Here is a 25,464-nt window from a genome sequence, read left to right as displayed (position 1 = left end):
GGAATAACACTCAGATGACAGCCATTAAATATATTACGCCTCTACTCTCACTTTGCCTTATGGCCTGCCAAACCACGGATAGACCGCAGCCCGTCGCCTCAAAAGAAGCGCTGGCCACCTCGATGCAAACCGCGAGTCAACCAACGCCTCCACCACCGGCCACTATGCCCGATGCGGTGCAGCGTGAGCTGAACGCCAATGCCATGATGGGCGGGTTAACTCCGCCAATGGAGACTGAGCGTCGTATCGATGTGTCTGCCCATGATGTGGATGCGAGGGTGTTTTTCCCCAGTTTAGTGCAGGGCACGCCTTTTAGCGTGGCTGTGCATCCCGAGGTGCAGGGCACGATTTCATTGTCACTCAAAGGCGTGACCCTGAGTGAAGCTATTCAAGTGGTGGAAGATATTTATGGCTATGAGGTGAGCCGTGAAGGGCGCATCCTACGCGTATTCCCTGCGGGCATGCGGACTGAGACTTTCCCATTAAATTACTTATATATGGAGCGCGATGGTCTATCGCTGACCTCTGTAAGTTCGGGCCGGATCTCCGACAATAACAACTCGAATAACAATAACTCCAATAACAACAATTCGAACAACGGCAACTTTGGCAATAACAGCAACAATAACAATTCCAACAACGGTAATTACGGCAACAATAACAGTAGCGATAGTACCAACGGCACCTTTATTCGCTCGCGCACTAAGACCGATTTTTGGGGCGAATTAAAAGAAACTTTGAGCGCCATTATTGGTGACACTGGCGGTGGTCGTCAGGTGGTGGTGACGCCACAGGCGGGATTAGTGACGATTCGTGCTTATCCTAATGAGCTGCGCCAGGTACGTGCCTTTTTAAATTCCGCCGAAAGTCATTTGCAACGCCAAGTGATCCTCGAAGCGAAGATCCTCGAAGTCACTTTGTCTGATGGTTATCAGCAAGGTATTCAATGGGATAACGTATTGGGCCACGTAGGTAATACCAATATTAATTTTGGCACCTCTGCGGGCGCAGGTTTGAGCGATAAAATCACCGCTTCCCTCGGTGGCGTGACGTCCTTAAGCATTAAGGGCTCGGATTTCAATACCATGATTAGCCTGCTCGACACCCAAGGCGATGTGGATGTGTTGTCCAGCCCAAGGGTGACAGCTTCGAACAACCAAAAGGCGGTCATTAAAGTCGGTACCGATGAGTACTTTGTTACCGACGTGTCATCGACCACAGTGGCGGGCACCACGCCTGTGACCACCCCTCAGGTAGAGTTAACGCCGTTCTTCTCGGGCATCGCATTGGATGTGACGCCACAAATCGACAAAGACGGCAATGTGTTACTGCATGTGCATCCTTCGGTTATCGATGTTAAAGAACAAACCAAGGACATTAAGGTCAGCAGCGAATCCTTAGAACTGCCGCTGGCACAGAGCGAGATCCGTGAATCCGATACCGTTATCCGCGCGGCTTCAGGTGACGTGGTAGTGATCGGTGGTTTGATGAAGAGCGAAAATACCGAGGTGGTTTCTCAGGTGCCGCTGCTCGGTGATATTCCGCTCGTCGGCGAATTGTTTAAAAACCGCAGCAAGCAGAAGAAGAAAACCGAGTTGATTATCATGTTAAAGCCGACCGTAGTAGGCAGTGATACTTGGAAAAACGAGTTAGAGCGTTCTAAGACCTTACTCGACCGTTGGTATCCAGAAAATAAGTAAGCTTTCATGTATTTGAAGCACTTTGGACTCAGCCAAACGCCATTTTCGTTAACACCTAATACCGGATTTTTTTTCGGGTTATCCCCGCACGTAGAGGCGCTGCAAGTATTGCAGACTGCCCTACAAACCGGGGAAGGTTTTATCAAAGTCACCGGCGAAGTGGGCACGGGCAAAACCTTAATCTGCCGTAAGTTGATTAACGAGCTGCCGCAGGGCTTCCATTGTGCGTATCTTCCTAATCCTTATCTCACCCCCGCCGAGCTGCGCTGGGCGGTGGCTAATGAGCTTGGGTTAAAGTACACCAGCGAAATCGATCAGCAGCAACTCACCGGACTTATCCAGCAACAATTACTCGCCCTGAGCGCCCATGGTCACGCCATTGTATTAGTGCTGGACGAAGCGCAGGCCTTGCCCGATGAGAGCCTCGAAGCACTGCGACTGTTTACCAATCTTGAAACCGAGAGCCGTAAGCTGTTGCAAGTGGTGCTCTTTGGCCAGCCTGAGTTGGATGAGCGATTAAAACGCCAAGCCTTTAGGCAACTGCGGCAGCGCATCACCTTTAGCTACAGTCTGCGGCCGTTAACCTGGGATGAAACCGATGCCTACATTCGCTATCGCTTAGCGGTGGCTGGCTATGCGGGACAGGCGTTATTCAGCGCTAAATTGACCCGTAAGATTGCCGAGGCGTCACGTGGCATTCCAAGATTGATCAACATTTTAGCCCATAAGGCCCTGATGCTCAGTTTTGGCGAAGGCGCAACGCAAGTGCGTATGGCCCACATTAAGGACGCGATACAGGATACCGAAGATGCCAGTCGCGGCTCGCAAAGGTGGCCAGCGTATATGGCGATCGCACTGATAGTATGTGCTGCGGCGATTGGGGCATTATTGGTCTCTGGCGTTAACCTGCAACAGTTGTGGGGAGGCGCCGCATGAGTGTGATCAACAAGATGCTGCAGGATCTCGATAAGCGCCAGCAGGGTCATGCGCTCAGCAATGTCGCTGTGCATCAGGCACAGTATTTAGGGCGCCCCAATTCATCGCGCAAATGGTTAGTCATCAGTTTAGTGTCACTGCTGGTGGGCGGATTATCGGTATATGCTTTTCAGGCGACCTACGGTGCAAGAAGTGTCGCAGATAACAGTGCAAATCCTGTAGCGAGTGCGCAAACTCAGCCGGATAATGCCAGCCCACAGATGGATACGAGTCCTCTGGAAACAGAAACGACTACAGCAAATGAGCCAATTGCAGAGATGGTGAAAGTGAGTCCGTCGTCGACAGAGGCTCCTGCAAAGGAGATGTCTGCGTCAGCAGAATCTACCTCAAGTGTGGCTCAATCTCCCCGTGTAAATACGGTGCCCTTAGAACCAAGGAGTGAGCAGACAAGGAGTGAACAGGCAATAGCGTCAGTTGCAGCAAACATCTCAAGCGATACGCCTAGCAAGACGGAATTAACCCAATACTCTGTGCAAGCACAAGCTGAGTCACAACTGGTTACAGCTAAAGCAAATCAAGCAGACGTTACCGCAAACCAGAGCGAAGTGAAAATAACTCAAACTGAGGCTAAGGCGAATGATCCGGTCGTGCCTGCTGCGGCTCAAGTTTCGAGCAAAGCTTCGAGCCAAGCTTCGGCTCAAGCTTCAAGCCAAGCTCAGTCAACGGGGCAAATGGCGATTCGAGAAGTGAAGTTGTCCCCAAGCCAACTCGCGCAAAAGCAGTTAGTGTTGGCGGCGGATGCCGAAAAGCAGGGGCAGCTGGTTAAGGCGATGGATTACTACGCTAAAGCACTCAAGCTCGACCCAAGTTTGCACGAATCGCGCAAACAACTGGCGGCGTTGCATTATGGTCAAGGTGAGCTGGCGCAAGCCGCCGAAGTGTTGGCGCAGGGACGATTGCTTTATCCGCAAGAGTTTGAATTTGCTTTGCTATTGGCAAGGGTGCAACATGCTATGGGCGAGACAGATTCGGCTCTTGCTAGCCTTGCTCAAATTCCCGATAGCCATAGCTTGGCGAGGCAAAAGTGGTTAGCGCAAACGGATTTGGCCCAAAAACAAGGGCAATATCTGTTAGTTGAACAGGCTTACCGCAAGTTATTGCAGCAGGAGCCACAGCAGGGGAAATGGTGGATGGGATTAGCTTATGCCCTCGATTCACAGCAGCAATTCGGCCCCGCCAGTCAGGCCTATCGCACCGCCTTAAGTTATTCAGGCCTGTCGACCCAAGCCACGGCTTTTATTGAACAACGTTTACAACAACTAGGAGATAGCCAATGAAACCCAGATTAAAGATGCGTTTGGGCGATCTGTTAGTTCAAGAATCGATTATTACCGAAGAGCAGCTACAACAAGCTTTGGGAGAGCAGCGCAAGACTGGGCATAAGCTCGGCCGCACCCTGATTGAGCTGCGCTCTATTACCGAAACCCAACTACTGCAATTTTTGTCGCAGCAGCTCAATCTGCCGCTGCTGGATATCAGTAAACGCCCCATCCCCGCCGAAGTGGTGAGCCTTATTCCCGAGGTGCAAGCGAGGCGTTTTCGCGCCCTCGCGGTGGAAGATCGGGGGGATACGGTATTAGTGGCCATGAGCGACCCGGCGGACTTGCAGGCGCTCGACCATTTAGAAATTTTAATCGCACCGAAAAAGCTCAGTGTTGCGGTCGCCCCCGAGCAGCAATTACTGCAAGCCTTCGATAACCTGTATCGTCGCACCGATCAAATCGCGCAAATCGCTGGTAAGCTCGAAGAGGAATATGCCGCAGACCAAATGTTTGATCTGGCGAGCCTAACCTCAAGCGATAGCGATAATGAAACCACAGTCGTTAAGTTATTGCAGTCGATTTTTGAAGATGCGGTGCAAATGCGCGCCTCGGATATTCATATTGAGCCTGGCGAAAAAGCCCTGCGGATCCGCCAACGTATCGATGGCCAGTTACACGAGACCATTCTAAACGAAGTCAATATCGCGGCGGCCCTAGTCTTGCGCCTTAAGCTTATGGCTGGGCTAGATATTTCTGAAAAACGTCTGCCGCAGGATGGGCGTTTCCATATGGAAATTAAGGGCCACAAGATTGACGTGCGTATGTCGACTATGCCGATTTACCACGGCGAATCTGTGGTAATGCGTCTACTCGACCAATCCGCAGGCCTGTTGACCTTAAATGAGACAGGGATGCCACCGCATATTTTGGCGCGTATCCGTAAGCAGATTAAACGTCCCCACGGCATGTTGCTGGTGACAGGGCCTACGGGTAGCGGTAAAACCACCACCTTGTATGGCATCTTAAGTGAGCTCAATACTGCAGATCGCAAAATTATCACGGTAGAAGATCCGGTCGAATACCAATTGCCAAGGATCAACCAAGTTCAAGTTAACCATAAGATTGGACTCGATTTTTCGAACGTGCTGCGCACCACTTTGCGTCAAGACCCTGACATTATCATGGTCGGTGAGATGCGTGACCAAGAAACGGTGGAGATTGGTCTTCGGGGCGCACTTACGGGTCACTTTGTGTTGTCCACCTTGCACACTAACGATGCGGTGACCAGCGCGCTACGTTTGCTCGATATGGGCGCCGCCAGTTACTTAGTGGCGAGCGCGCTGAGGGTGATTATTGCCCAGCGTCTAGTGCGCCGCGTGTGCCATAACTGTGGCGTGGAATATCAGCCTACGGCGCAGGAAAAAGCCTGGCTGAATAGTGTGAGTCGTCAGGACTTTTCATCGGCTAAGTTCCGCATTGGCACTGGCTGCCAAAGCTGTAACGGCAGTGGTTATCGCGGCCGTATCGGTATTTTTGAGATCCTTGAATTGGATGAGAAGATGATCGATGCGATGCGTACCGGTAATCCACAGGATTTTGCCCGTGCAGCCCTGCAAAGCCCGAATTTTACCCCGCTGGCCGAGTCGGCATTGCAATATTTGAGCGAGGGCATGACGACCATTGAAGAGGTGGCTAAGCTTGTTGAGGATGTGAGTGAGTCACAGGTGCCACTCTCGCGGGATATTATCAGTCAGCAAGGCGTTGAGGCGTAATTATGCCGGTTTATCAATACCGTGGACGCAGTGGACAAGGTCAGGCCGTAACGGGTCAGCTCGATGCTGCCTCCGAGGGGGCGGCGGCCGATATGCTGTTAGCCCGCGGCATTATCCCGTTAGAAGTCAAAGTCGCGAAGGAAGCTAAGTCCTTTACCTTGGCACAGCTATTTAAGCGCAAAGTCGGTTTGGATGAATTACAGATTTTTACCCGGCAAATGTACTCGTTAACGCGCTCGGGGATCCCAATTCTGCGCGCCATTGCTGGCTTATCCGAAACCGCCCACTCCCAACGGATGAAAGATGCGCTGAATGATATTTCAGAGCAGTTAACTGCGGGGCGCCCACTGTCATCGGCCATGAACCAACATCCAGATGTGTTTGATTCTCTGTTTGTTTCAATGGTTCATGTGGGCGAAAACACCGGTAAGTTAGAGGATGCTTTTATTCAGCTCTCGGGTTATATCGAGCGTGAGCAGGAAACCCGCCGGCGGATTAAAGCCGCGATGCGTTATCCCATATTTGTATTGATTGCCATCGCGCTGGCGATGGTGATTTTAAATATCATGGTGATCCCGAAATTCGCTGAGATGTTTGCCCGCTTCGGTGCCGACTTGCCTTGGGCGACTAAAGTGTTGATCGGCACATCAAACTTGTTTGTCAACTACTGGCCCTTGATGCTGATAATACTGCTCGGAACCATTATTGGGATCCGCTACTGGCACCATACGGAAAAAGGCGAAAAACAATGGGACCAGTGGAAGTTACACATTCCTGCCGTGGGATCGATTATTGAACGCTCGACCCTCTCCCGTTATTGCCGCAGTTTTTCGATGATGTTGAGCGCGGGTGTGCCGATGACGCAGGCGCTCAGTCTAGTAGCCGATGCGGTTGATAATGCCTATATGCACGACAAAATTGTCGGGATGCGCCGCGGCATTGAGTCCGGCGAATCTATGCTGAGGGTGTCGAACCAGAGTAAATTGTTTACGCCACTGGTGTTGCAAATGGTCGCGGTAGGCGAAGAAACCGGACAAATTGATCAACTGTTAAACGATGCCGCCGATTTTTATGAAGGTGAGGTCGATTACGATCTTAAAAATCTCACCGCTAAGTTAGAGCCGATTTTGATCGGGATCGTCGCTGTGATTGTATTGATTTTAGCGCTGGGTATTTACCTGCCGATGTGGGACATGCTCAACGTGGTTAAAGGCGGAAAGTAATGCCGAGTCGAGAATTTAACTCAATTAGGATCAAATAGATGCAGAGCCAGCAGAAGGCCGAAAGCGATCTATTACGTGTGTATGGGCGGCTCGTTAGCTTGACCTTGATCTTGATTATTCTCGCGGTGATTGGCGTTAAATATTTTGCGACTATGCCACAACTTGCCGCTCGCAGTGTGGAGCTAGAACATACGCGCTTCTTAAATGTGTTGGCTATGGTGCGTTCCCAATGGTTATCCCTTGGCAAACCACAACAAATGCGACTAGATTGGGAAGTGTTTAACGAGCAAAGCGTAAATAATGATCAAACTTCTGTGCTTATGAGTGTGCAGGGTTGGCCACAACCGAGTCATCTTGATGACCAAAGTTGTCAGGTGTTATGGCAACAACTAATGGGTCAAGAGGCTGGGGATGAATCCCTTACCGGCTCGTATTTTGCTAAGGATAATAGCTGCCGTTATCGTTCAAAAAATGGGGACAGTATCGGCTACCAACTAAACTCTGGCAGGGTCATTTTTTTGACGTCTTCCTAAAATATTGTTAAGTAACGGGCTTTTTTAAACTGATTTAGCTGTTAGAATGGACTTTCATCAAGATAGGGAGAGACGAATGAAGACTAAGCAAGATGGTTTTTCATTGATTGAACTGGTCATAGTGATCGTAATTTTAGGTCTGTTGGCCGCCACCGCGATCCCTCGTTTTTTAAATGTTACCGATGATGCTGAAGATGCCAGTGTGGACGGAGTCGCGGGTGGCTTATCCACCGCAGTGAGTTTTGTGCGTTCACAATGGGAAGTCGATGGTCGTCAAAATAGCAGTGTGATCTTAGATGGTACTTCAGTGTCCCTCGATCCGCGTTTTGGTTATCCAACGGGCACCTCTGGTACCGATGCGACGGCGATGACCGATGCAAGCTGTCAACAGGTATTCAATACTGTGTTGCAAAGTGCGCCGCGTAACGTGCTCTATTCGCAAGATGCGCGTAATCAACGTTATACAGTGCGCGTTATCGATGGTGCCGGCGGTAGTTCAAATTCGATTAGCGGAACAGCCGTAACGGGTCTCGATTTATGTGTTTATCACCAAGTGGCTTCACTGGTGCTAAACCAAACCACAGGTGTACCGACTCCTGCGCCAGATTTATCAACTACGGGTGCAAAAGGGGTGGTTTATAACCCTGGTACGGGTAAAGTATTAAGTTTCACTCAAACACCATTTACGCCTTAATTTAATGTTTTAATTGGTTTATCTTTTAAGTAGTTTATCTTTTAAGTAGTTTATTTTTAACTGACTAAGTTACTTGGTTCTCAAAGAAGGGTAGTTTTATATGAAAAGACAACAAGGTTTTACCTTAATCGAATTAGTTGTAGTGATCATTATCTTAGGTATTCTTGCTGTCACAGCGGCACCTAAGTTTATTAATCTGCAGTCAGATGCTCGGGCGTCTGCAATTCAAGGAATGAAAGGGGCAATTCAAGGTGCTAATAGCCTAGTTTATTCAAAAGCGGCGTTAGCAGGAAAAGAGAAAGAAGCAACTTATACACTAGATATTGCTGGTACATCAGCTACAACTGATGATGTTGCTATCGTTTATGGCTATATGGATGCAACTAAAGCAGCTTTAGAAGCGGGTATGGACGTTAAATTTGATGCAGGTACTTCACCAACAGCAACTGGTTCAAATGATTGGATTATTAATGTTTCTGGTAGCTCTGCAACTATCTGGCAACGTGGCGCTCCTGCTGATGTAACTACAACTGGTTCTGAAGCAAGCTGTAAGATTGTTTACACTGCAGCAGCTAGCGCAGGTGCTTTGCCAACGATTACCCTTACAGATAATGGTTGTTAATTTGAATTACGGAAAAAGGCCTGCCTAGCAGGCCTTTTTTTTAGGTCAGCAATCAATCGGAGTGTTGGCTGTAATAAAATGAATTTGCTAATTATTTCTTTTGTTTAGGCGAAATATTTGCCTTACGAATCAAGTTGGCAGAAACTGAACCTAGAACCTAGAACCTAGAACCTAGAACCTAGAACCTAGAACCTAGAACCTAGAACCTAGAACCTAGAACCTAGAACCTAGAACCTAGAACCTAGAACCTAGAACCTAGAACCTAGAACCTAGCATCACGGCAAAGCGGACAATGCGTAGATTTTCCAGCGGCAGACAGTTTGGGTTTACCTTAGTCGAACTCGTGACCACTATTATCCTGATTGGGATACTATCGGTGACGGTATTGCCGCGCTTATTTAGCCAGTCATCCTACAGCGCCTTTAGCCTGCGCAATGAATTTATGGCCGAGCTGCGCCAGGTTCAGCAAAAAGCTTTGAATAATACCGATAGATGTTACCGGGTTGTCGTATCGGCGACGGGTTACCAAGTGAGTCAGTTTGCCAGTCGGGATAGCACTGGTTGTACGGGCTCGCCATTGTCTCCTAACCCTTTATCCAGCCAAGCTTTTCAAGGTGGGGCGCAGTTAGTGCTTATCAGTAACAATGCCAAGAGCTTTTACCTTGATTTTGATATCAATGGTCGAGCATCGCTTGCGTGTAATGGGCCATGTATCAATGTGATTGCCAATTACACTGTGGCGATTAATATCTCCAGCGAGGGCTATATTTATGCGAATTAGTCCTCGGTTGTTTTCGATAATCACATCAGTAAAAGCATCCTCAAAAGCTAAACAACAGGGGTTTACCTTAATCGAATTAGTGGTTGGCATGTTAGTCATTGCCATCGCTATTGTGATGCTCAGTAGCATGTTATTTCCGCAGGCGGATCGCGCCGCTAAGACCTTGCATCGAGTCAAGAGTGCCGAACTTGCCCACTCGGTGATTAATGAGATTTGGGGCAAGCGTTATGATCAAAATACCAATGCCAATGGCGGTGTGCCTGCTTGCGGGAGTCCATTAGGCAGTAGTTGCTCGGCCGTATTAGGGCCTGAAGCTGGCGAAGGGCGTAACGATTTTAACGATGTGGATGACTATCACGGCTTAACTCAAAACGCCACTATGCTCAATTCCAGCCAAACTTATGCGCAGGCGTATCCTAACTATCAATTAAGTGTCATTGTCGCCTATGGAACAGCGCCCAATACCAAGTTAGTGACCATTAATGTGACCACCCCAGATAACGAAGTGATCACTTACAATCTGGTGAGGAGCAATTACTAATGGCCGCTTTCTCCAGCACGCGTATGCCGCGTTCAGCATTGGGTTTTACCTTAGTCGAGATGGTCACAGTGATCCTTATCTTAGGTATTCTGGTGGTGGGCGTGAGTAGCTTTATTATTTTCGGCACGCGGATTTTTGTGGAGTCGAGCTCGGTTGATCAAGTGCTAAGCCAGAGTCGTTTTGCGGTCGAGCGTATGACTCGTGAGGTGCGCAGTGCCGTGCCTAACAGTGTGCGGCTCAATGGTAATGGCTTAACCTATCAGTGCGTTGAATTTGTCCCTATTGAGGCGAGTACCACTTATTTAGCTATGCCGATTGCGCCGAGTGCCGCAGCTCTCACTGGAACTGTGATTTTAGACAATGTGACTAGTAAGATTGCGGCTAACCAATATGTGTGGGTTTACCCCTTAACCGACCGTGATGTGTATGACAGCACTAAGCTAAAACGCGCGCAGATTAACAGCATTAGCAGCGCCGCAAACCAAGTGACTTTAACCTTTACGGCCAATGCGAGATTTGCTGAAGCGTCCCCGCGGCAAAGGATCTATTTTGGTTCGAGTCCTGTGAGTTATTGTTTTGAAAAAGCGCCATCCAGCAATGAGTTAACTCTTAAGCGTTATACTGGCTATGGGGTGAATGCCAGCCAGCCAACGCCTGCGGATATGGGTTCGGGCGTGCTAATGGCGCAGGATGTGGCCAATGATTTGAGTAATAACGCCGATTTACCGCTGATCTTAACGCCATCGAGTCTAGTCAATAATGCGATGGTGCATTTACAACCGCGATTTAATGTCAACGGCGAGACATTCCAATATCGACATCAAGTGCAGGTGATTAATGTCCCCTAACTTATTTAGCCTCTCGCGCTCAGCATATTGTCAGTGTGCGGCTCATCGCCAAGGTGGCAGCGCCTTGGTCATCGGTATTTTTGTTATTACCGTGATGTTTTTATTGGCCGCCGCCTTAATCAACATAGTCGAAGATGCCGATACCGGATTAACTCAAGAAGTGTGGGGAACTCGCGCCTTAGCGGCGGCGAACAGTGGTGCCGATGCGGCACTGGCGCAATTATTCCCATTAAACGCCCTCGCCAATGCGACGGCGACCTGTACCAGTGTTGCAAACTCTTGGACGCCGCCCAATGTAGTAGGTTTCCATGCCTGTAGCGTGAGTTTAAGTTGTGCATCCTATTCCGTCGGCACTGTCACCCAGTTTCGCATTAATAGCAAAGCGATATGCGAGAGTGGCGATACCCGTGTAAGCCGTCAAGTAGAGGTAGAAGCCCGTGGCAATTAGGTCTTATGTCTATCGATTTTTGACAAATGTTATTTCATTAAGTCTTTATCTGATGGTAAGTGTTTCACTGTTGGGCTTTTCTGTTAAAGCAGACTGGAGCAGTACATTTAATCAAGGAGTTAATAACTACAGTACTAACGGGGCAATCGTTTTTGATACTTCTTATTTATACAACGCCCCAAGCTCCGCGGCATTACCAACATACAATTACTATCAATATGGTGACTCCACAGCTAGATTATGTGTGCGTTCAAATGGTACTACGCGCAAATGTACTGCGGGTAATTACCTTGCAGAACTGCCCTCAACTCGAATTGATTTTGCCCAGTGCCAATCAACTAGCACTGTCAATGTTGGTCCTCCAACATGGAATAATAAACAAATTGATATTGTGGCAGGTGATTATAATAGTGTTCTGTTGGATGGTGGCTCCGATAAAACGATTCGTTTTATTAGTAACAATGGCATATACAAAATAAAGTCTCTTACTGCCTCATCTGGTCGAATCGAACTTGCGGCAGGGCAATATTGGATTGAGACCCTGTCTATTAACGATGGTGTAACTTTGGTATTTCCTTCAACAGGTACAGTGTCATTTTTTATTAAAAACAATTACCGGCACTATAATCTAAATACTGTTGGGCAACCTGAAAATTTCCTCATTTATAGTTACTCAAACTTTACCCTTAATGGTGGCGCTTCACTCAAATCTTACGTTGTAGCAGAAGGGAATGCGGTACTTGATGGCAGTTCATATTTAGAAGGCGCACTTACGGCGAGAAATATCAGCTTAGCCGGAAACAGTAGTATTAGATTTGATGGTAATGCTTCCAATATCGATGTTGTTCCAAATTGTAATCCTGCCCCAGTTTTGCAGTGTTTTAATGATAATTTCTCCCAGAGTGCCTTAAGTAACGATTGGGTGGTTTCCCGCAGTAGCGGTACTTTTACTCCTGCCATTGTTAGCGGTCGTATGCGCTTAACCGAGGCAAAATCCAATCAATCTACAGCCTCGACCTATCAAAGATTATTCCCCGCTGCCAATAACTTAGTTGAGATCCAATTTGATCACTATGCCTATGGTGGCAATGGCGCCGATGGTATCGCGCTGGTGTTATCAGATGCAGCTATCACGCCACAGCCAGGCGCCTTTGGTGGGCCTTTAGGCTATGGCTTTAAACCCGGCATCAACGGTTTTGCTGGGGGGTGGTTGGGTATCGGGATCGATGAATTTGGTAACTTCTCCGGGGAAGGTGGAAGGGTTAATCTTTCAGGGCAACGTCGTCAGTCGGTTGCGGTACGAGGCTCCGGTGTCGGCACATCAGGGTATAATTATTTACGCGGCACTTGTAATAACGGCACCAGCAATACCAGTGGTAACTGTTTATCTCCCACGGTCGATGGCAATAATGTCTCACCTGCGCACCGTTATAAAATCACTATCGACTCGCAGGTATCCGGTCAGTCGATAGTGAAGGTTGAGCGTAATACGGGTTCTGGATTTGTTACCTTAATCCCTGCCTTTGATGCCATCAATGAACAAGGACAAGCGGCGATACCCAGTGATTTCTTGTTGTCGCTTACCGGGTCAACCGGGGGCTCGAATAACAATCATGAAATTGATAACGTTCAAATTTGTGCCTTGAGGTCGAATCCCGTTGGCGCACAAATCGATCATTTTGAGTTTGACCATACGGGGCAGGGATTAACCTGTAATCCCGAAACGGTGACGATTCGAGCCTGCGCCAACACCAGTTGTAGCCAGCTTTTTACCGATCCTTTAGCTGCGACCTTGTTACCCGAATCCGCCTCCGAAGGCATCTGGATTGGCGGCAATCAGGTGAGCTTTAGCAATGGCAGTACCCAATTGCAGCTAAGACGTAACACCCCGGGCGTTGTGACCTTGGGGGTGAAAGGGTCGAGCCCGACAACCAAGCCTTTAAGTAAAACCCTTTGCCGTATTGGGAATGGGGGCCTGAGTGAAAACAATTGTTCACTTACCTTCGCTGACAGTGGTTTTGTTTTCGATGTGCCCGATAAGCGTGCAAATCGTCCCGAGCAAGTGTTAGTCAAAGCGGTGAAAAAATCCGATGTGACTCAGCAGTGTGTTCCAAGCTTCCAGAGCCAGACTAAGACCTTGAATTTCTGGAGCAGTTATCACACCCCGAGTGCGCCTATCTCGCCAAAAGCCGTCACAATCAATAATACAGCCATTGGTAGTTCAAGCGCCTCGCCAACGGCGTTGAATCTGGTGTTTGATACTAATGGGCAGGCAAGCATTTCAGTGAATTATCCCGATGCGGGCAAATTACAACTCGACGCCCAATATATCGGCAGTGGCAACGAGCAAGGCTTAGTGATGACGGGCTCGGACCAATTTGTCAGTGTGCCTGCGGGGTTGTGCGTCAAACCCGTGGACGCCAGCGCCAGTTGCCCAAGTGCAGATATGAGCTGTAATGCCTACCGTAAAGCGGGGCAGAATTTCGGTATGACGGTCCAAGCTATGGCTTGGGAAAAGGACGGCGATACGGACTTTTGTTCGGGGAACGTATCTACGCCTAACTTTAGCGACCAAGCCATGACACTAACCAGTAAGGTTGTTGCGCCAAACATGGCCAGTGGCGGCCATGATGGCGCATTAGGTGTGGCATCCTATAGTCATGCAATCCAAGCCAATAACCTTAATAGCATCACTAATCAAACGATTAGCGAAGTGGGGGTGTTCCAAATCGCGGCGCAGGCGAGCCCAAATTATCTCGGGGCGGCCAGCAGCTTAAATATTCCGATTGGCTATTCAACTAATATTGGCCGCTTTGTGCCCGACAGATTTTTAGTGGGCGATATTTCCGTCTTACCCGCCTGCGGCAGTTTTAGCTATATGGATCAACCCTTCCCTATGTCGATGAGCCTCAAAGCCTTAAATATCGGCGGCGCGGTGACGCAGAACTATTTCCCACCATTTTCCCTCGCGACCGCGAAATTGGTGGGAGAGAACAATAACAATGGTATCGACTTACAGAGTCGCTTAAGTGCCTTGCCCGTCAACGCGGCGAGTTGGGTTCAAGGTGTGGCGACGGTCGATGGCGCTTACCGCGCTGTTTTAAACCGAGTAACCCCGAATGTGACGACGAATCTGTATCAAGACGGTCCCTTCGAGCTGTTCGATATTGGCGTGCAGTTGATGGATAACGATCCTCGGCCAAATGGACTTTTTAGCTATGTGGCATCGCCTGATATGGATGCGGCAACCACGGGCAATTGCGCTAACTGTAATGCCAAGAAAATCTCCACACAGATCCTGCGCCACGGCAGGGTGGTGATGGACAATACCTATGGTCCAGAGACCGAAATCCTCAGGATGCCGACCCGAGCCGAATATTGGAATGGGGCTAATTGGGTATTAAATGGCGATGATAGCTGTACGATTGCTACCTATGGCCTTGCGTCGCAGGTGGATAATGCAGCCTTAGGCTATCACTTTGACCCGGATTTGACCACAGGGCAGAGCATTAATCGCTCCGGCGCTTCATCGGCTTTTCAAGCGGGACAATTTGATTTGCTGTGGCGAGCGATCACCTCGAGTGGCAATTTATATCGCGGCCAAGTCACCGCGCCTTTAGATGTACCGACCTGGTTAGAATGGTATTGGAACTGGAATGGGGTCTCCCCAACCAACTTATCCGATCCACGTGCGAGTGCATTTTTTGGTCGTTACCGTGGCCATGACAGAATCATCTACTGGCGAGAAGTCAATTAAGGCAGTTTTCAGTTTGATTTTGCTGAATTGGAATGAGTCAGTGGTGATTTATCGCTGCTGACTTATTTTACTCACTAGGTTGTGATGCAGCACTCGAGGGCAAAAATGCAAGTAACAGGTTTTACTAATGTTGCAAACTTGTATTGAGAGTGGTTTTTAACTGTTGGATTTTTCACCGATAAAGCGCTTTTTTCGATTAAATAGTGTTTTTGAGCGGCACATTTGAAAAAAAATCACTCCATTAGCGATTGTTAACCTCAACGGTCTTGTGGAATCAGGGTGGCATTGATAAAGTTAGCTGATTTTTCTTTTCTTCTGACTCCACAGAATACAGGCTAGTTACATGTTCAAGAAGCTGCGTGGCATTTTTTCTAATGATCTATCGATCGATTTGGGTACAGCTAACACCTTAATTTATGTTCGTGATGAAGGCATAGTCCTCAATGAGCCTTCTGTTGTTGCTATACGTGGTGAACGTAGTAGTTCTGGTCAGAAGTCTGTTGCTGCTGTCGGTACAGAAGCCAAACAAATGTTAGGCCGTACCCCAGGCAATATCCAAGCAATCCGTCCGATGAAAGACGGTGTGATTGCCGACTTTTATGTGACAGAGAAAATGTTGCAGCACTTTATTAAGCAAGTGCATAACAACAGCTTTTTTCGTCCAAGCCCACGCGTTTTAGTCTGTGTTCCTGTTGGCGCAACCCAAGTTGAACGCCGTGCGATTCGTGAGTCAGCCATGGGTGCAGGTGCCCGTGAAGTCTATTTGATTGAAGAGCCAATGGCCGCAGCAATTGGTGCGGGTTTACCTGTATCTGAAGCCACAGGTTCTATGGTTGTGGACATCGGTGGTGGTACCACTGAAGTGGCCATTATCTCCTTGAACGGTGTGGTGTATTCCTCTTCTGTACGTATCGGCGGTGACAAGTTTGATGATGCCATCATCAACTATGTACGTCGTAACTACGGCAGCTTGATTGGTGAAGCAACGGCTGAGCGCATCAAGCACACTATCGGTACTGCTTACCCTGGCGATGAAGTATTAGAGATTGAAGTCCGTGGTCGTAACTTGGCCGAAGGTGTACCTCGTAGCTTCACGCTGAACAGCAACGAAATTTTAGAAGCACTGCAAGAGCCATTGTCTGGCATTGTGAGTGCTGTCATGGTGGCATTAGAGCAATCGCCACCGGAATTAGCGTCTGATATCTCTGAGCGCGGCATGGTATTAACCGGTGGTGGTGCTTTACTGCGTGATTTAGACCGTTTATTGATGCAAGAAACTGGAATTCCAGTCATGGTGGCGGACGATCCTCTGACCTGCGTAGCGCGTGGTGGTGGTAAAGCCCTCGAAATGATTGATATGCACGGCGGCGATCTGTTCTCCGAAGAAACCTAATCTAACTTCGGTGTGGGGCGGTTAATCACCGCCTTAGCTTTCCTATGAAGCCTATTTTTGTTCGTGGTATTTCGAACCAGTTCCGTTTAACACTGGCAATTATCTTGTCAGTGATTTTGCTCGCCGCAAATCACCGTCTCGATCCTGCCCGTGAATCCCTTTCATCTGCCTTAAGCCCCATCCAATACCTTGCGAGTGTGCCCAGTGCGATCCTCGATTGGTCATCGGAGAGTTTTGCTACCCGCAATATGCTGGCGTTGCAAAATAAAGAGCTGTTAAGGCAACAGTTATTAATGAGTGAGCGTCTGCAGCGCTTCGAACACCTACGTCAAGAAAACGAGCGTTTACGCGCTCTGTTGGGGTCGCCTGCCTATCAGGATTCCCGCAAGATGGTGGCCGAAGTGATGGAGGTGGCTAGCGATCCTTCCCACCATTATGTGGTACTCAATCACGGCTCGCGCAGTGGGGTGTTTGTTGGTCAACCCGTTGTTGATGCCCAGGGCGTCGTCGGCCAAGTTGTACAGGTCAGTGAGATGACTAGCCGCGTGCTCTTGCTCTCCGATGTGTCCCACGGTTTACCCGTGCGAATCACCCGTAACGATGTGCGTTTAGTCGCTAACGGTACTGGTGAACTCGATGAGATAGAACTGCGCCATGTGGCCAAGAGTACTGATATTCGGGTGGGCGATTTATTAGTGACTTCAGGCCTTGGCAATCGCTTCCCCGAAGGTTATCCGGTGGCGCGGGTCATGGAAGTCTTAACCGAAGACGGTCAGAGTTATGCGCGTGTCACGGCTCAACCGTTAGCGGCGCTCGATAGGATTCGTTATCTGCTGTTGATTTGGCCATCCCCAGATTCTGGCGTGACTTTGCCAAATCAAATTCCTGTGCCAGCTGCGGATCATCCTGCGGAAGAGGCTAAACCCGATGCGGGTAATGGCAATGCGAATCCTCAAGGCACGACTTCTAATGCAACCGTGCCTAGTACCGCAGCACCTAATAGCACTGTACCTAATACGACCGCGCCGAACGCCGCTGCGGCGCCAAGCAATGCCAATGGTGCATCGAACGCTGCTACCACTCAACCGCCAGCCGAGGTGCACTAATGAGTTTACAAGCTGCAAATGGCAGACTCGTAGTATGGCTGACCCTATTTGTCGGGCTGTTAAGTCAGATTATGCCGCTGCCTTCGATTGTCGAAGCTTGGCGCCCTGACTGGTTATTGATGATCCTGATCTACTGGTCGATTGCGTTGCCCCACAGATATAACATTCTCACGGCTTGGCTGATGGGATTGGCCCTCGATATTCTGCTTGGCGCCACCTTAGGTGTGCGTTCGCTCGCCATGTCGTTAGTGATTTATATGGCGATTTTGCACTGCCAGCGTTTGCGTAACTTCCCTAAGTGGCAACAGGCGCTGGTAGTGATGGTGCTGATCGTTATCTATCACCTGATTATCTATTGGGTCGAGTTTGTGATGGATGGCGCTAAGTTCCATACGGATCTGTTTTTACCCGCGTTATCGGGCCTAGTGTTTTGGCCGTGGATTTTTTGGATTTTGCGTCGAATTCGACGTCATTATAAGGTGCGTTAGTCGTGAATTTAGTCTTAGCCTCAACCTCGCCGCGCCGTAAAGAGTTATTGACTCATATTGGTTTAGGCCGCGCCGAGTTTCGTTTTACTCAAGTGGCGCCGGATATCGACGAAACCCCGAGGGCTGCTGAGTTACCACGCGACTATGTACAGCGCCTCGCAGCCGAAAAAGCCCAGGCAGGGCTTGCATTATGCTCAGGCATGTCACAGCCTGCTGTATTAGGTTCTGATACTATCGTGGTGCTTGAAAACGAAATATTAGGTAAGCCTGTAGATGAGGCCGATGCCAAGCGGGTACTGCGGGCACTTTCTGGCAAGGCGCACACAGTGATGACAGCAGTTGCCTTAGCCAAGACAGAGCATACCTCAGTGCGTTTGGTAGAAACCTTAGTGCGTTTTTGCGCACTGTCGGACGCGGATATCGATGCCTACGTTGCCTCAAAGGAGCCAATGGATAAGGCGGGCAGCTATGGGATCCAAGGTTTGGGCGGTTGTTTTGTCGAATCTATTGAAGGGAGTTACTCCTGCGTTGTGGGCTTGCCCTTAGTGGAGACACGTGAGCTGTTATCCGAGGCTGGAATACGCTAATCGGAGGATTGAGCGGCTCGCTAACGGGAGCAATACTAGGCCTTAGTTGAGTATCCGCAAGACAAACATCTGTGATATTGGTTTTCAGGCTTCAAACATACTGAGATTAATTTAATTTCCCTAATGGGGTGAGTCGTGAATACCGGTCGCTTAAATCCGAATAAAGTTCAGCGCAAGATGGGTTCAGAATTACTGATTAACGTAACCCCATCTGAGGCACGTGTGGCTCTGGTTGAGCATGGCGTGCTGCAAGAAGTCCATATCGAAAGGCGCATGAAGCGCGGTCTGGTGGGCAATATTTACAAGGGCAAAATCAGCCGTGTGTTGCCCGGCATGCAAGCCGCTTTTGTGGATATTGGCTTAGATAAAGCCGCGTTTTTACATGCCTCCGACATAGTGCCGCACACCGAATGCGTAGCCGATGTGGAAAAAGGCCATTTTGTGGTCCGTGATATCGCCGAGTTGGTTCGCCAAGGGCAAGATATTATGGTGCAGGTGGTAAAAGATCCGCTCGGCACTAAAGGTGCGCGCCTGACCACTGATATCACCTTGCCTTCCCGTTATCTGGTGTTTATGCCTGGCTCAAGCCATGTCGGGGTATCCCAGCGGATTGAGCAGGAAGAAGAGCGCAGTCGTCTTAAGAAAATCACTCTGCCTTTCGTCGATGAAGACGGCGGCTTTATTATTCGCACCGCCGCCGAAGGCGTGGGTGAAGATGAGCTTGCTCAGGATGCGGCCTTTCTGCGCAGGGTGTGGTCTAAGGTCTCCGAGCGGCGTCAGCGCCGTGGCGTGGCACTCTTGTATCAAGACCTCGCCCTGCCAGTGCGCATTGTGCGCGACTTTGTCGGAACCGAATTAGATAGAATTCAAGTCGATTCGCGCCGCACCTTTGCCGAGCTGCAAGCCTTCGCCCAAGAGTTTATGCCGGAAATCGCCGACAAGATTGAGCACTATTCCGGTCCTGCACCGATTTTCGACCTCTATGATGTGGAGAATGAAATCCAGCGCGCCCTGGGTCGCAAGGTCGAACTCAAATCGGGTGGCTATCTGATTATTGATCAGACCGAGGCCATGACCACGGTCGATATCAACACTGGTGCCTTTGTCGGCCACCGTAATCTTGAAGAAACCATCTTCAACACTAACCTCGAAGCTACCCAAGCGATTGCGCGGCAGCTGCGGCTACGTAACCTCGGCGGCATCATCATTATCGACTTTATCGATATGCTGAGCGACGAGCATAAAACTCGGGTACTCAATAGCTTAAATAGCGCACTCGCCAAGGACAGAGTTAAGACGAATGTCAGTGGCTTCTCGGGTCTTGGCTTAGTCGAAATGACCCGTAAGCGCACCCGCGAAAGCTTAGAGCATGTGCTGTGCGGCGAATGCCCAGCCTGTCAGAGCACGGGCAGCATGAAGACGGTTGAAACGGTTTCTTATGAAATCTTCCGTGAAATCATTCGCTTGAATCGAGCCTATGATGCCGATGAATTTTTGCTTTACTGCTCGCCCGCTGTGTATAACAGCCTAAGTGGCGATGAAAGTCATCTGGTCGCCGAGCTTGAGGTCTACATAGGTAAACGCATTCGCCTGCAAAATGAGCCCATGTATTCCCAGCACAAATACGACGTGGTGATGATGTAGTGGCAACGCTTTTTACTGCGAAAAAACTCAGCCGTTTTTGCTGGCAATTACTGGCGCTGATCTTAGTCTTGTTCGCCCTGACGGTAAGCTTGATCCGCGGATTATTGCCCCAAGTCGACGGCGTGCGTCAGCAGTTAGTTGAGTATGTAAAAAGCGAATATCAAATTGATGTGCAGGTCGGTGAGTTATCCGCCCAGTGGCAGGCCTTTGGCCCAGCCGTGACGGTCGATAATCTGGTGATCCCACCGCAGGAAAAACTCCCCGTTACCGTGCTGGTTAAGAACGTCCAAATTAAATTGGATTTTTGGCAATCGCTGCTAACGACCAGCCCGCGCATCGAAGATGTGAATTTTGATGGCGTTCATATTGCCCTCGATATCGATAAATTGTCGGGCACTCCAGCGCAGGGCGCGACCAATCAAACGGCGCAAACCGATTGGCTATATAAATTACTGTTAAAGCAGCTCGAACGTTTCTCGCTGACGGATGCCTCGGTGCAACTGTTGAGCTTGCAGCATGAATATCGACCCATCCATATTCGCCACCTTAACTGGCGTAATAGTGGTGAGCGCCACCGCGGTGCGGGGGAAATTTACCTCGATAACAATGCTTCGGTAAATGAGTCCCTCAGTTTGCAGCTCGATATTCAGGGCGACGCAACTGCGCCAGATACCCTGAAAGGTCAAATCTATCTCGCGGCTCAGTCCTTAGATTTGGGGGAATGGGCATCGCGCCAACCTAATCCCTATGATCCTAGCCAAAAGTTACCCTTAGAAGGGGTGGTCAATCTTAAGGCGTGGTTTGATTTTGCCCACCGCAGTTTAAGCGCTGGACAGGTGCAGTTCGAACCCAGTTGGTTGCAGTGGTCGATGGAAGATGCACCGCAAAAGTTCGAAATCCAGTCTGGCAGTATTAGTTGGTTACCTAAGGATACGGGCTGGGAAATCAGCAGCACCGATCTTAACTTTGTCACCAATGGGGAGCATTGGCCCGATCTTAAGCTTGCGGCCAAGCAGCAAGATGATGCCTTTTATGCCTATGTGAGCCGCTTGGATTTACCGACCTTATTTCCAATCTTACCATTATTTCCGGGTGTCGATTTAGCCGTACTTGAGCAATGGTTCCATCTCGCGCCCGAAGGCAGTGTTGGGCCGATCCGTCTCTATCAAAGCGCTAAGCAACCCTTGCTCGCCAGTACGCATATCAAGCAATTACATTGGCAGAAAGTTGAAGGCATACCTAACACAAATCCATTAGATTTAGCATTGCAGTGGCAGAATGACAGCTTAGTGTTTTCGCTGCCTGAACAGACCTATACCCTCGATTTTGGCGATCAGTTCTCAGCGCCCTTAGTGCTGCATGGCGCTCAGTTAACCGGCGCCTTCGATACTCAAAGGGCGACCTTATCTGTGCCTGAGGTTCAGCTCGAAAACGACGATATTGGCGTGTCTGCCGCCCTAAAACTGGATTTTAGTGCCGAAGCCAGTATGTCACTTGCCGCCAATGTGGCCGTTAAAAATGCCGCCAATGCGGACAGATACTTCCCCGTCAAAGCCATGGGCGAGGCGCTGGTGGAGTATTTGGATGGCGCTATCAAGGCGGGCCAGAGCCAAAATGCCCAAGTGTTATGGCAGGGCGCCCTAGCGCATTTTCCCTTTGAGGATAATAGTGGGGTCTTCCAAGCGGCCTTTACCTTAGACAACGCCGAGTACCAATTTCAACCCGATTGGCCTGCGGTGACTGAGCTTTCCCTCGATGCCTTGTTTGAAAATGCTCGCATGGATATCTGGGTTAACCAAGGCAAATTGATGAATGTGGTGGCCGATGGCGCCCATGTATTTATCCCCGAATTAGGCGAGCATTCGCTGTTAAAAATTCAGGCCGATCTCGCCACCAATGATAGCGCCGCCACCCAAGTGCTACAGGCATCACCGCTCGCCGATACTGTGGGCAAGACCTTAAGTGTCGTGCAAGTGCAGGGCGCGGTGACGGGGAATTTAGATATCAGCATCCCATTGTACGAGGGTGAGGCCGAGGATATTCGTGGTCAAATTGCGTTTGATAACACGCCCGTCTTTATTGCCCAACCAGGCTTACAGCTCAAGGCCGTGACGGGCACAGTGCAGTTTGCGAATGAGATTGTTGAAGGCAAAGGCATTAAATCCCGCCTATTTGATCAGCCCTTCGAATTTAGTTTTGCGACTAAACCCGAGGGCAAAGACTTTGCGCTCAATGTGGATATGAAGAGCCGCTGGGATCTCAGCCGTTTACCACAAGAGTTGCAAAATCCCTTGAGTGATTTTTACCAAGGTAAAGTCGCTTGGGGTGGTAACTTGAATATGGTGTTCGACGATCAAGGCTATCAAATTCAAGCTAATGTGGGCTCGGATCTGGTTGGTGCCACCTTGAAATTACCGGGCGCCTTTGCCAAACCCGAAGATGAACCTAGACCCTTAATGGCGGAGTTTTCTGGCGATCAGCAAACGGCAACGCTAAGGGTAAAACTGGATAAACAGGCCGAGTTTATCGGTGGCTTCGAGGCCGAAAAGGGCACTCAATTTAGCTATTTTGACTTGTTATTGGGCCGACTCTTCGATGCGGCCGAGGTGCCTAATACCGAGCTTGGGCATATCAAGATTGATGTGACCAGTGGCAAGCTCGCCAATTGGCTGCCTGTGATTAATGCCTTTGTCGGCGCTGACAACAAGCCCACCCGCACTGGTATTTTAGTTGAAGAGGCGAGCCACTCGGCCTTGTTCCCCTCGGTGGTTGGGATAGATGCCAATATCGGCAAGTTTGATTTATTAGGCCAAGGACTGACCGAGCTTAGATTGAGCGCTAAGCCGAACGAACATGGCTGGCGCTTCGATGCCAAGGCCAGCGAGTTTGAAGGCTGGGTCGATTTTTATCCCAACTGGATGACCCAAGGATTAAAAGTTAACGCCAGCAAGTTCTATTTCTCCCCCGAAGTGAAACCCGAAGGGGAAGCGGATTTCGCCGCGGATCAGGTGCTCACTAATTTACCGCCGGTTGCCGTGAATGTGGAAGATTTTCGCTTTTTCGACAAAGCCTTCGGTAAGTTGGTATTGCAGGCGAGCCCGCAACCTTTGGGCTATCGTATTCAGACCCTATCGTTAACGACGCCAGAGGTGTCCTTACAGGGCAACGGCATTTGGCAGCAGCAGAATGGTCAAAACCAAACAGAATTAACGGTGAGTTTAAACGCCAGTCAGTTCAATTATTTGAGTCAGCAATTGGGCATCGACCCAGGTGTGAATGAGGCGCCTTTGAAGGTGAATGCCGAGCTTAAGTGGCAAGGTGCGCCCTATGCTTTCTCCCTCAATACCTTAAACGGCAAAGTAAAGTTTGAGCTGGGTAAGGGGCATTTATCCCAGGTGAGCGATAAGGGCGCGCGGATTTTCTCCCTGTTCAGCCTCGACTCATTAGTGCGTAAGTTATCCTTAGATTTCAGTGATGTATTTGGCCAGGGCATGTACTTCAACTCCTTTAGCGGCAATCTGCAAATCGATAATGGCGTGGTTAAAACCACGGATACCGAAATGGATGCGATTGCGGGCAATATGAAGGTGCGCGGCTATACGGACCTCACCAGCGAAAGCCTAAATTACGATATCCGTTTTGTGCCGCAGTTGGCGTCGAGTGTGCCGACCGTGGTACTGCTCAGTACCAGTGCGTGGACGCTGGGGCTTGGCGCGTTTGCACTGACCAAAGTACTCGAGCCTGTGATTGAGGTGATTTCGGAAATCCGCTTCCGAGTGACTGGCACTATGTCCGATCCTGTGGTGGAAGAGCTCGAGCGTAAGAGTAAAGAGATTGAAATCCCCGAGTCGATTCTGCCTATGGTGGGGGGCGAATTGCCTGTGCCCACCGAGGGCGCTGAGCCTAAGACCGATGCAGTGCCCGTCAAGAATAGCGCCCCGACTAAGAAAGACGCTACGCCACCCGTCGAGCCTGAAAAAAACAATGAGCAGCCTGCGCCAGATGCTGATAAACCTAAAGAGGAACCAGCAAAAGTGGTCGAGGAAGAAGTGTTGCCCCAAGCGCCGACGCTCCCCAAGGTAGAGCCAGTGGAGCCGCCCCAAGTCGAACCTGAACAGCCTAAGCCTGTGAGCCCCAAGGTGGCATTGTCGATAAACACAATTCAAGGAGATAGTCATGCGCATCAGCCTGTTGCAATGTCAGAGCAGTCGCGACGTCAGCGCGAATCTGTTGTTTATCGAATCGCAGCTTGAGGAATTAACCCGTGAGCGCCAGCAATGGGACAAAGATGCCCCGCATTTAGTGGTGCTGCCAGAATGCAGCCTGCTGTTTGGTGGGCATGAGAGTCAACAACTCGCCTATGCGGGCGACAGTCATCTTAGCCCGTTAAAATCCGCCTTAAGTGCCTTAGCCGCCCGTTACTGCGTGTATATGGTGGCGGGAACCATCCCCGCGCTGGCGGAGGATGGACGCGTCTACAGCCGTTGTTATCTGTTTGATGATAAAGGTGATACCTTAGGGCAATACGATAAACTGCATCTGTTTGATGTGGATGTCGCCGACGGCACTAAGCAATACCGCGAGAGTGAAACCTTCTGCCCCGGCAATCATATCAGCGTCATCGACACCCCTTTTGGCAAAATTGGCTTGACCATCTGTTATGATTTACGCTTTCCGGACTTATTCAGGGCGCTACGCCTCGCGGGAGCCGAGATTATTACCGTGCCTTCGGCCTTTACTAAGGTCACGGGAGAAGCCCATTGGCAGGTGTTATTACAGGCCAGAGCCATTGAAACCCAGTGCTTTATTTTAGCCGCCGCCCAATGGGGCGCCCATAACGAAGGCAGTCGCGAGACTTGGGGGCAGAGCATGGTAATAGGTCCTTGGGGCGAGGTGATTGCCGAGCAGAAAACCGGTACAGGTTGGGTGCATGCCGATATCGATGTGGCCGAGGTGCACAGCATTCGCAGTAAAATGCCCGTGGCGCAACATAATCGCTTTACTGCACCGAACCTTAAGCCTTGAACAGATTAAGCCTTCAACAGTTTTAGATGAAATAGACTCACAGC

20 protein-coding genes are annotated in these 25,464 nt (G+C 49.6%); all 20 read left to right on the top strand.

The annotated features are described in order from the left end of the window. Positions 1-14: 14 nt before the first annotated feature. Positions 15-1,700 carry a pilus (MSHA type) biogenesis protein MshL gene (mshL, locus tag K0H59_RS18505; RefSeq protein ID WP_220053989.1) on the top strand — a complete coding sequence of 562 codons (1,686 nt, stop codon included), beginning with the start codon at positions 15-17 and terminating at the stop codon, positions 1,698-1,700. Between the two features lie 6 nt (positions 1,701-1,706). Further along, positions 1,707-2,636 (top strand): ExeA family protein, encoded by a 930-nt coding sequence (locus tag K0H59_RS18500; protein ID WP_220053988.1) that lies wholly within the window; start codon positions 1,707-1,709, stop codon positions 2,634-2,636. Next, positions 2,633-3,973, top strand: coding sequence for a tetratricopeptide repeat protein (locus K0H59_RS18495; protein ID WP_220053987.1), 1,341 nt, complete (start codon positions 2,633-2,635; stop codon positions 3,971-3,973). Before K0H59_RS18500 ends, K0H59_RS18495 begins: the two co-directional genes overlap by 4 nt. Further along, complete coding sequence (locus tag K0H59_RS18490) at positions 3,970-5,730, top strand: GspE/PulE family protein (RefSeq protein WP_011624214.1); 1,761 nt, start codon at positions 3,970-3,972, stop codon at positions 5,728-5,730. Before K0H59_RS18495 ends, K0H59_RS18490 begins: the two co-directional genes overlap by 4 nt. 2 nt (positions 5,731-5,732) lie before the next feature. Continuing rightward, positions 5,733-6,953 carry a type II secretion system F family protein gene (locus K0H59_RS18485; RefSeq protein WP_220053986.1) on the top strand — a complete coding sequence of 407 codons (1,221 nt, stop codon included), beginning with the start codon at positions 5,733-5,735 and terminating at the stop codon, positions 6,951-6,953. A gap of 38 nt (positions 6,954-6,991) precedes the next feature. After that, a complete protein-coding gene (locus K0H59_RS18480) occupies positions 6,992-7,486 on the top strand; it encodes an MSHA biogenesis protein MshF (protein WP_220053985.1) in 495 nt (164 codons plus the stop codon). Positions 7,487-7,562: 76 nt separating this feature from the next. After that, complete coding sequence (locus tag K0H59_RS18475; RefSeq protein WP_126512030.1) at positions 7,563-8,180, top strand: prepilin-type N-terminal cleavage/methylation domain-containing protein; 618 nt, start codon at positions 7,563-7,565, stop codon at positions 8,178-8,180. A 100-nt stretch (positions 8,181-8,280) separates the two neighbouring features. Continuing rightward, positions 8,281-8,802 (top strand): type II secretion system protein, encoded by a 522-nt coding sequence (locus K0H59_RS18470; RefSeq protein WP_220053984.1) that lies wholly within the window; start codon positions 8,281-8,283, stop codon positions 8,800-8,802. Positions 8,803-9,094: 292 nt separating this feature from the next. Further along, complete coding sequence (locus K0H59_RS18465) at positions 9,095-9,583, top strand: prepilin-type N-terminal cleavage/methylation domain-containing protein (protein ID WP_220053983.1); 489 nt, start codon at positions 9,095-9,097, stop codon at positions 9,581-9,583. Beyond that, the gene (locus tag K0H59_RS18460) at positions 9,573-10,124 is read left to right on the top strand and encodes a prepilin-type N-terminal cleavage/methylation domain-containing protein (protein ID WP_220053982.1); all 552 of its coding nucleotides are present in this window, start codon (positions 9,573-9,575) and stop codon (positions 10,122-10,124) included. Before K0H59_RS18465 ends, K0H59_RS18460 begins: the two co-directional genes overlap by 11 nt. Next, positions 10,124-10,972, top strand: coding sequence for a PilW family protein (locus tag K0H59_RS18455; protein ID WP_220053981.1), 849 nt, complete (start codon positions 10,124-10,126; stop codon positions 10,970-10,972). The genes K0H59_RS18460 and K0H59_RS18455 overlap by 1 nt, the downstream gene beginning before the upstream one ends. Beyond that, positions 10,962-11,420 carry an MSHA biogenesis protein MshP gene (locus K0H59_RS18450; protein WP_220053980.1) on the top strand — a complete coding sequence of 153 codons (459 nt, stop codon included), beginning with the start codon at positions 10,962-10,964 and terminating at the stop codon, positions 11,418-11,420. The genes K0H59_RS18455 and K0H59_RS18450 overlap by 11 nt, the downstream gene beginning before the upstream one ends. A gap of 52 nt (positions 11,421-11,472) precedes the next feature. Beyond that, positions 11,473-15,177, top strand: coding sequence for a DUF6701 domain-containing protein (locus K0H59_RS18445; RefSeq protein ID WP_220053979.1), 3,705 nt, complete (start codon positions 11,473-11,475; stop codon positions 15,175-15,177). 343 nt (positions 15,178-15,520) lie between these two features. Beyond that, positions 15,521-16,570, top strand: coding sequence for a rod shape-determining protein (locus K0H59_RS18440; protein WP_011624203.1), 1,050 nt, complete (start codon positions 15,521-15,523; stop codon positions 16,568-16,570). A gap of 44 nt (positions 16,571-16,614) precedes the next feature. Next, positions 16,615-17,676 carry a rod shape-determining protein MreC gene (gene mreC, locus K0H59_RS18435; RefSeq protein WP_220053978.1) on the top strand — a complete coding sequence of 354 codons (1,062 nt, stop codon included), beginning with the start codon at positions 16,615-16,617 and terminating at the stop codon, positions 17,674-17,676. Next, positions 17,676-18,164, top strand: coding sequence for a rod shape-determining protein MreD (gene mreD / locus K0H59_RS18430; protein WP_011718418.1), 489 nt, complete (start codon positions 17,676-17,678; stop codon positions 18,162-18,164). The genes mreC and mreD overlap by 1 nt, the downstream gene beginning before the upstream one ends. 2 nt (positions 18,165-18,166) lie before the next feature. After that, positions 18,167-18,751: a nucleoside triphosphate pyrophosphatase gene (locus K0H59_RS18425; RefSeq protein WP_220053977.1), complete on the top strand. Its 585-nt coding sequence runs from the start codon at positions 18,167-18,169 to the stop codon at positions 18,749-18,751. Between the two features lie 177 nt (positions 18,752-18,928). Then, on the top strand, positions 18,929-20,395 hold the full coding sequence (gene rng, locus K0H59_RS18420; protein WP_049764552.1) for a ribonuclease G: 1,467 nt from the start codon (positions 18,929-18,931) through the stop codon (positions 20,393-20,395). Next, complete coding sequence (locus K0H59_RS18415) at positions 20,395-24,648, top strand: YhdP family protein (RefSeq protein WP_220053976.1); 4,254 nt, start codon at positions 20,395-20,397, stop codon at positions 24,646-24,648. Before rng ends, K0H59_RS18415 begins: the two co-directional genes overlap by 1 nt. Next, positions 24,572-25,420, top strand: a complete 849-nt coding sequence (locus K0H59_RS18410; RefSeq protein WP_220053975.1) for a carbon-nitrogen hydrolase family protein — start codon at positions 24,572-24,574, stop codon at positions 25,418-25,420. Before K0H59_RS18415 ends, K0H59_RS18410 begins: the two co-directional genes overlap by 77 nt. Positions 25,421-25,464 lie beyond the last annotated feature (44 nt).

This window comes from Shewanella sp. FJAT-51649 (assembly GCF_019457435.1).
Taxonomy (GTDB): Bacteria; Pseudomonadota; Gammaproteobacteria; order Enterobacterales; family Shewanellaceae; genus Shewanella; species Shewanella mangrovisoli.
This window is presented reverse-complemented; position numbering and strand designations above follow the sequence as displayed.

Excerpts from the sequence above, each read along its gene's own strand:
- mshL (WP_220053989.1), top strand. The coding sequence starts at position 15 with ATGACAGCCATTAAATATATTACGCCTCTACTCTCACTTTGCCTTATG.
- K0H59_RS18500 (WP_220053988.1), top strand. The coding sequence starts at position 1,707 with ATGTATTTGAAGCACTTTGGACTCAGCCAAACGCCATTTTCGTTAACA.
- K0H59_RS18495 (WP_220053987.1), top strand. The coding sequence starts at position 2,633 with ATGAGTGTGATCAACAAGATGCTGCAGGATCTCGATAAGCGCCAGCAG.
- K0H59_RS18490 (WP_011624214.1), top strand. The coding sequence starts at position 3,970 with ATGAAACCCAGATTAAAGATGCGTTTGGGCGATCTGTTAGTTCAAGAA.
- K0H59_RS18485 (WP_220053986.1), top strand. The coding sequence starts at position 5,733 with ATGCCGGTTTATCAATACCGTGGACGCAGTGGACAAGGTCAGGCCGTA.
- K0H59_RS18480 (WP_220053985.1), top strand. The coding sequence starts at position 6,992 with ATGCAGAGCCAGCAGAAGGCCGAAAGCGATCTATTACGTGTGTATGGG.
- K0H59_RS18475 (WP_126512030.1), top strand. The coding sequence starts at position 7,563 with ATGAAGACTAAGCAAGATGGTTTTTCATTGATTGAACTGGTCATAGTG.
- K0H59_RS18470 (WP_220053984.1), top strand. The coding sequence starts at position 8,281 with ATGAAAAGACAACAAGGTTTTACCTTAATCGAATTAGTTGTAGTGATC.
- K0H59_RS18465 (WP_220053983.1), top strand. The coding sequence starts at position 9,095 with ATGCGTAGATTTTCCAGCGGCAGACAGTTTGGGTTTACCTTAGTCGAA.
- K0H59_RS18460 (WP_220053982.1), top strand. The coding sequence starts at position 9,573 with ATGCGAATTAGTCCTCGGTTGTTTTCGATAATCACATCAGTAAAAGCA.
- K0H59_RS18455 (WP_220053981.1), top strand. The coding sequence starts at position 10,124 with ATGGCCGCTTTCTCCAGCACGCGTATGCCGCGTTCAGCATTGGGTTTT.
- K0H59_RS18450 (WP_220053980.1), top strand. The coding sequence starts at position 10,962 with ATGTCCCCTAACTTATTTAGCCTCTCGCGCTCAGCATATTGTCAGTGT.
- K0H59_RS18445 (WP_220053979.1), top strand. The coding sequence starts at position 11,473 with ATGGTAAGTGTTTCACTGTTGGGCTTTTCTGTTAAAGCAGACTGGAGC.
- K0H59_RS18440 (WP_011624203.1), top strand. The coding sequence starts at position 15,521 with ATGTTCAAGAAGCTGCGTGGCATTTTTTCTAATGATCTATCGATCGAT.
- mreC (WP_220053978.1), top strand. The coding sequence starts at position 16,615 with ATGAAGCCTATTTTTGTTCGTGGTATTTCGAACCAGTTCCGTTTAACA.
- mreD (WP_011718418.1), top strand. The coding sequence starts at position 17,676 with ATGAGTTTACAAGCTGCAAATGGCAGACTCGTAGTATGGCTGACCCTA.
- rng (WP_049764552.1), top strand. The coding sequence starts at position 18,929 with ATGGGTTCAGAATTACTGATTAACGTAACCCCATCTGAGGCACGTGTG.
- K0H59_RS18410 (WP_220053975.1), top strand. The coding sequence starts at position 24,572 with ATGCGCATCAGCCTGTTGCAATGTCAGAGCAGTCGCGACGTCAGCGCG.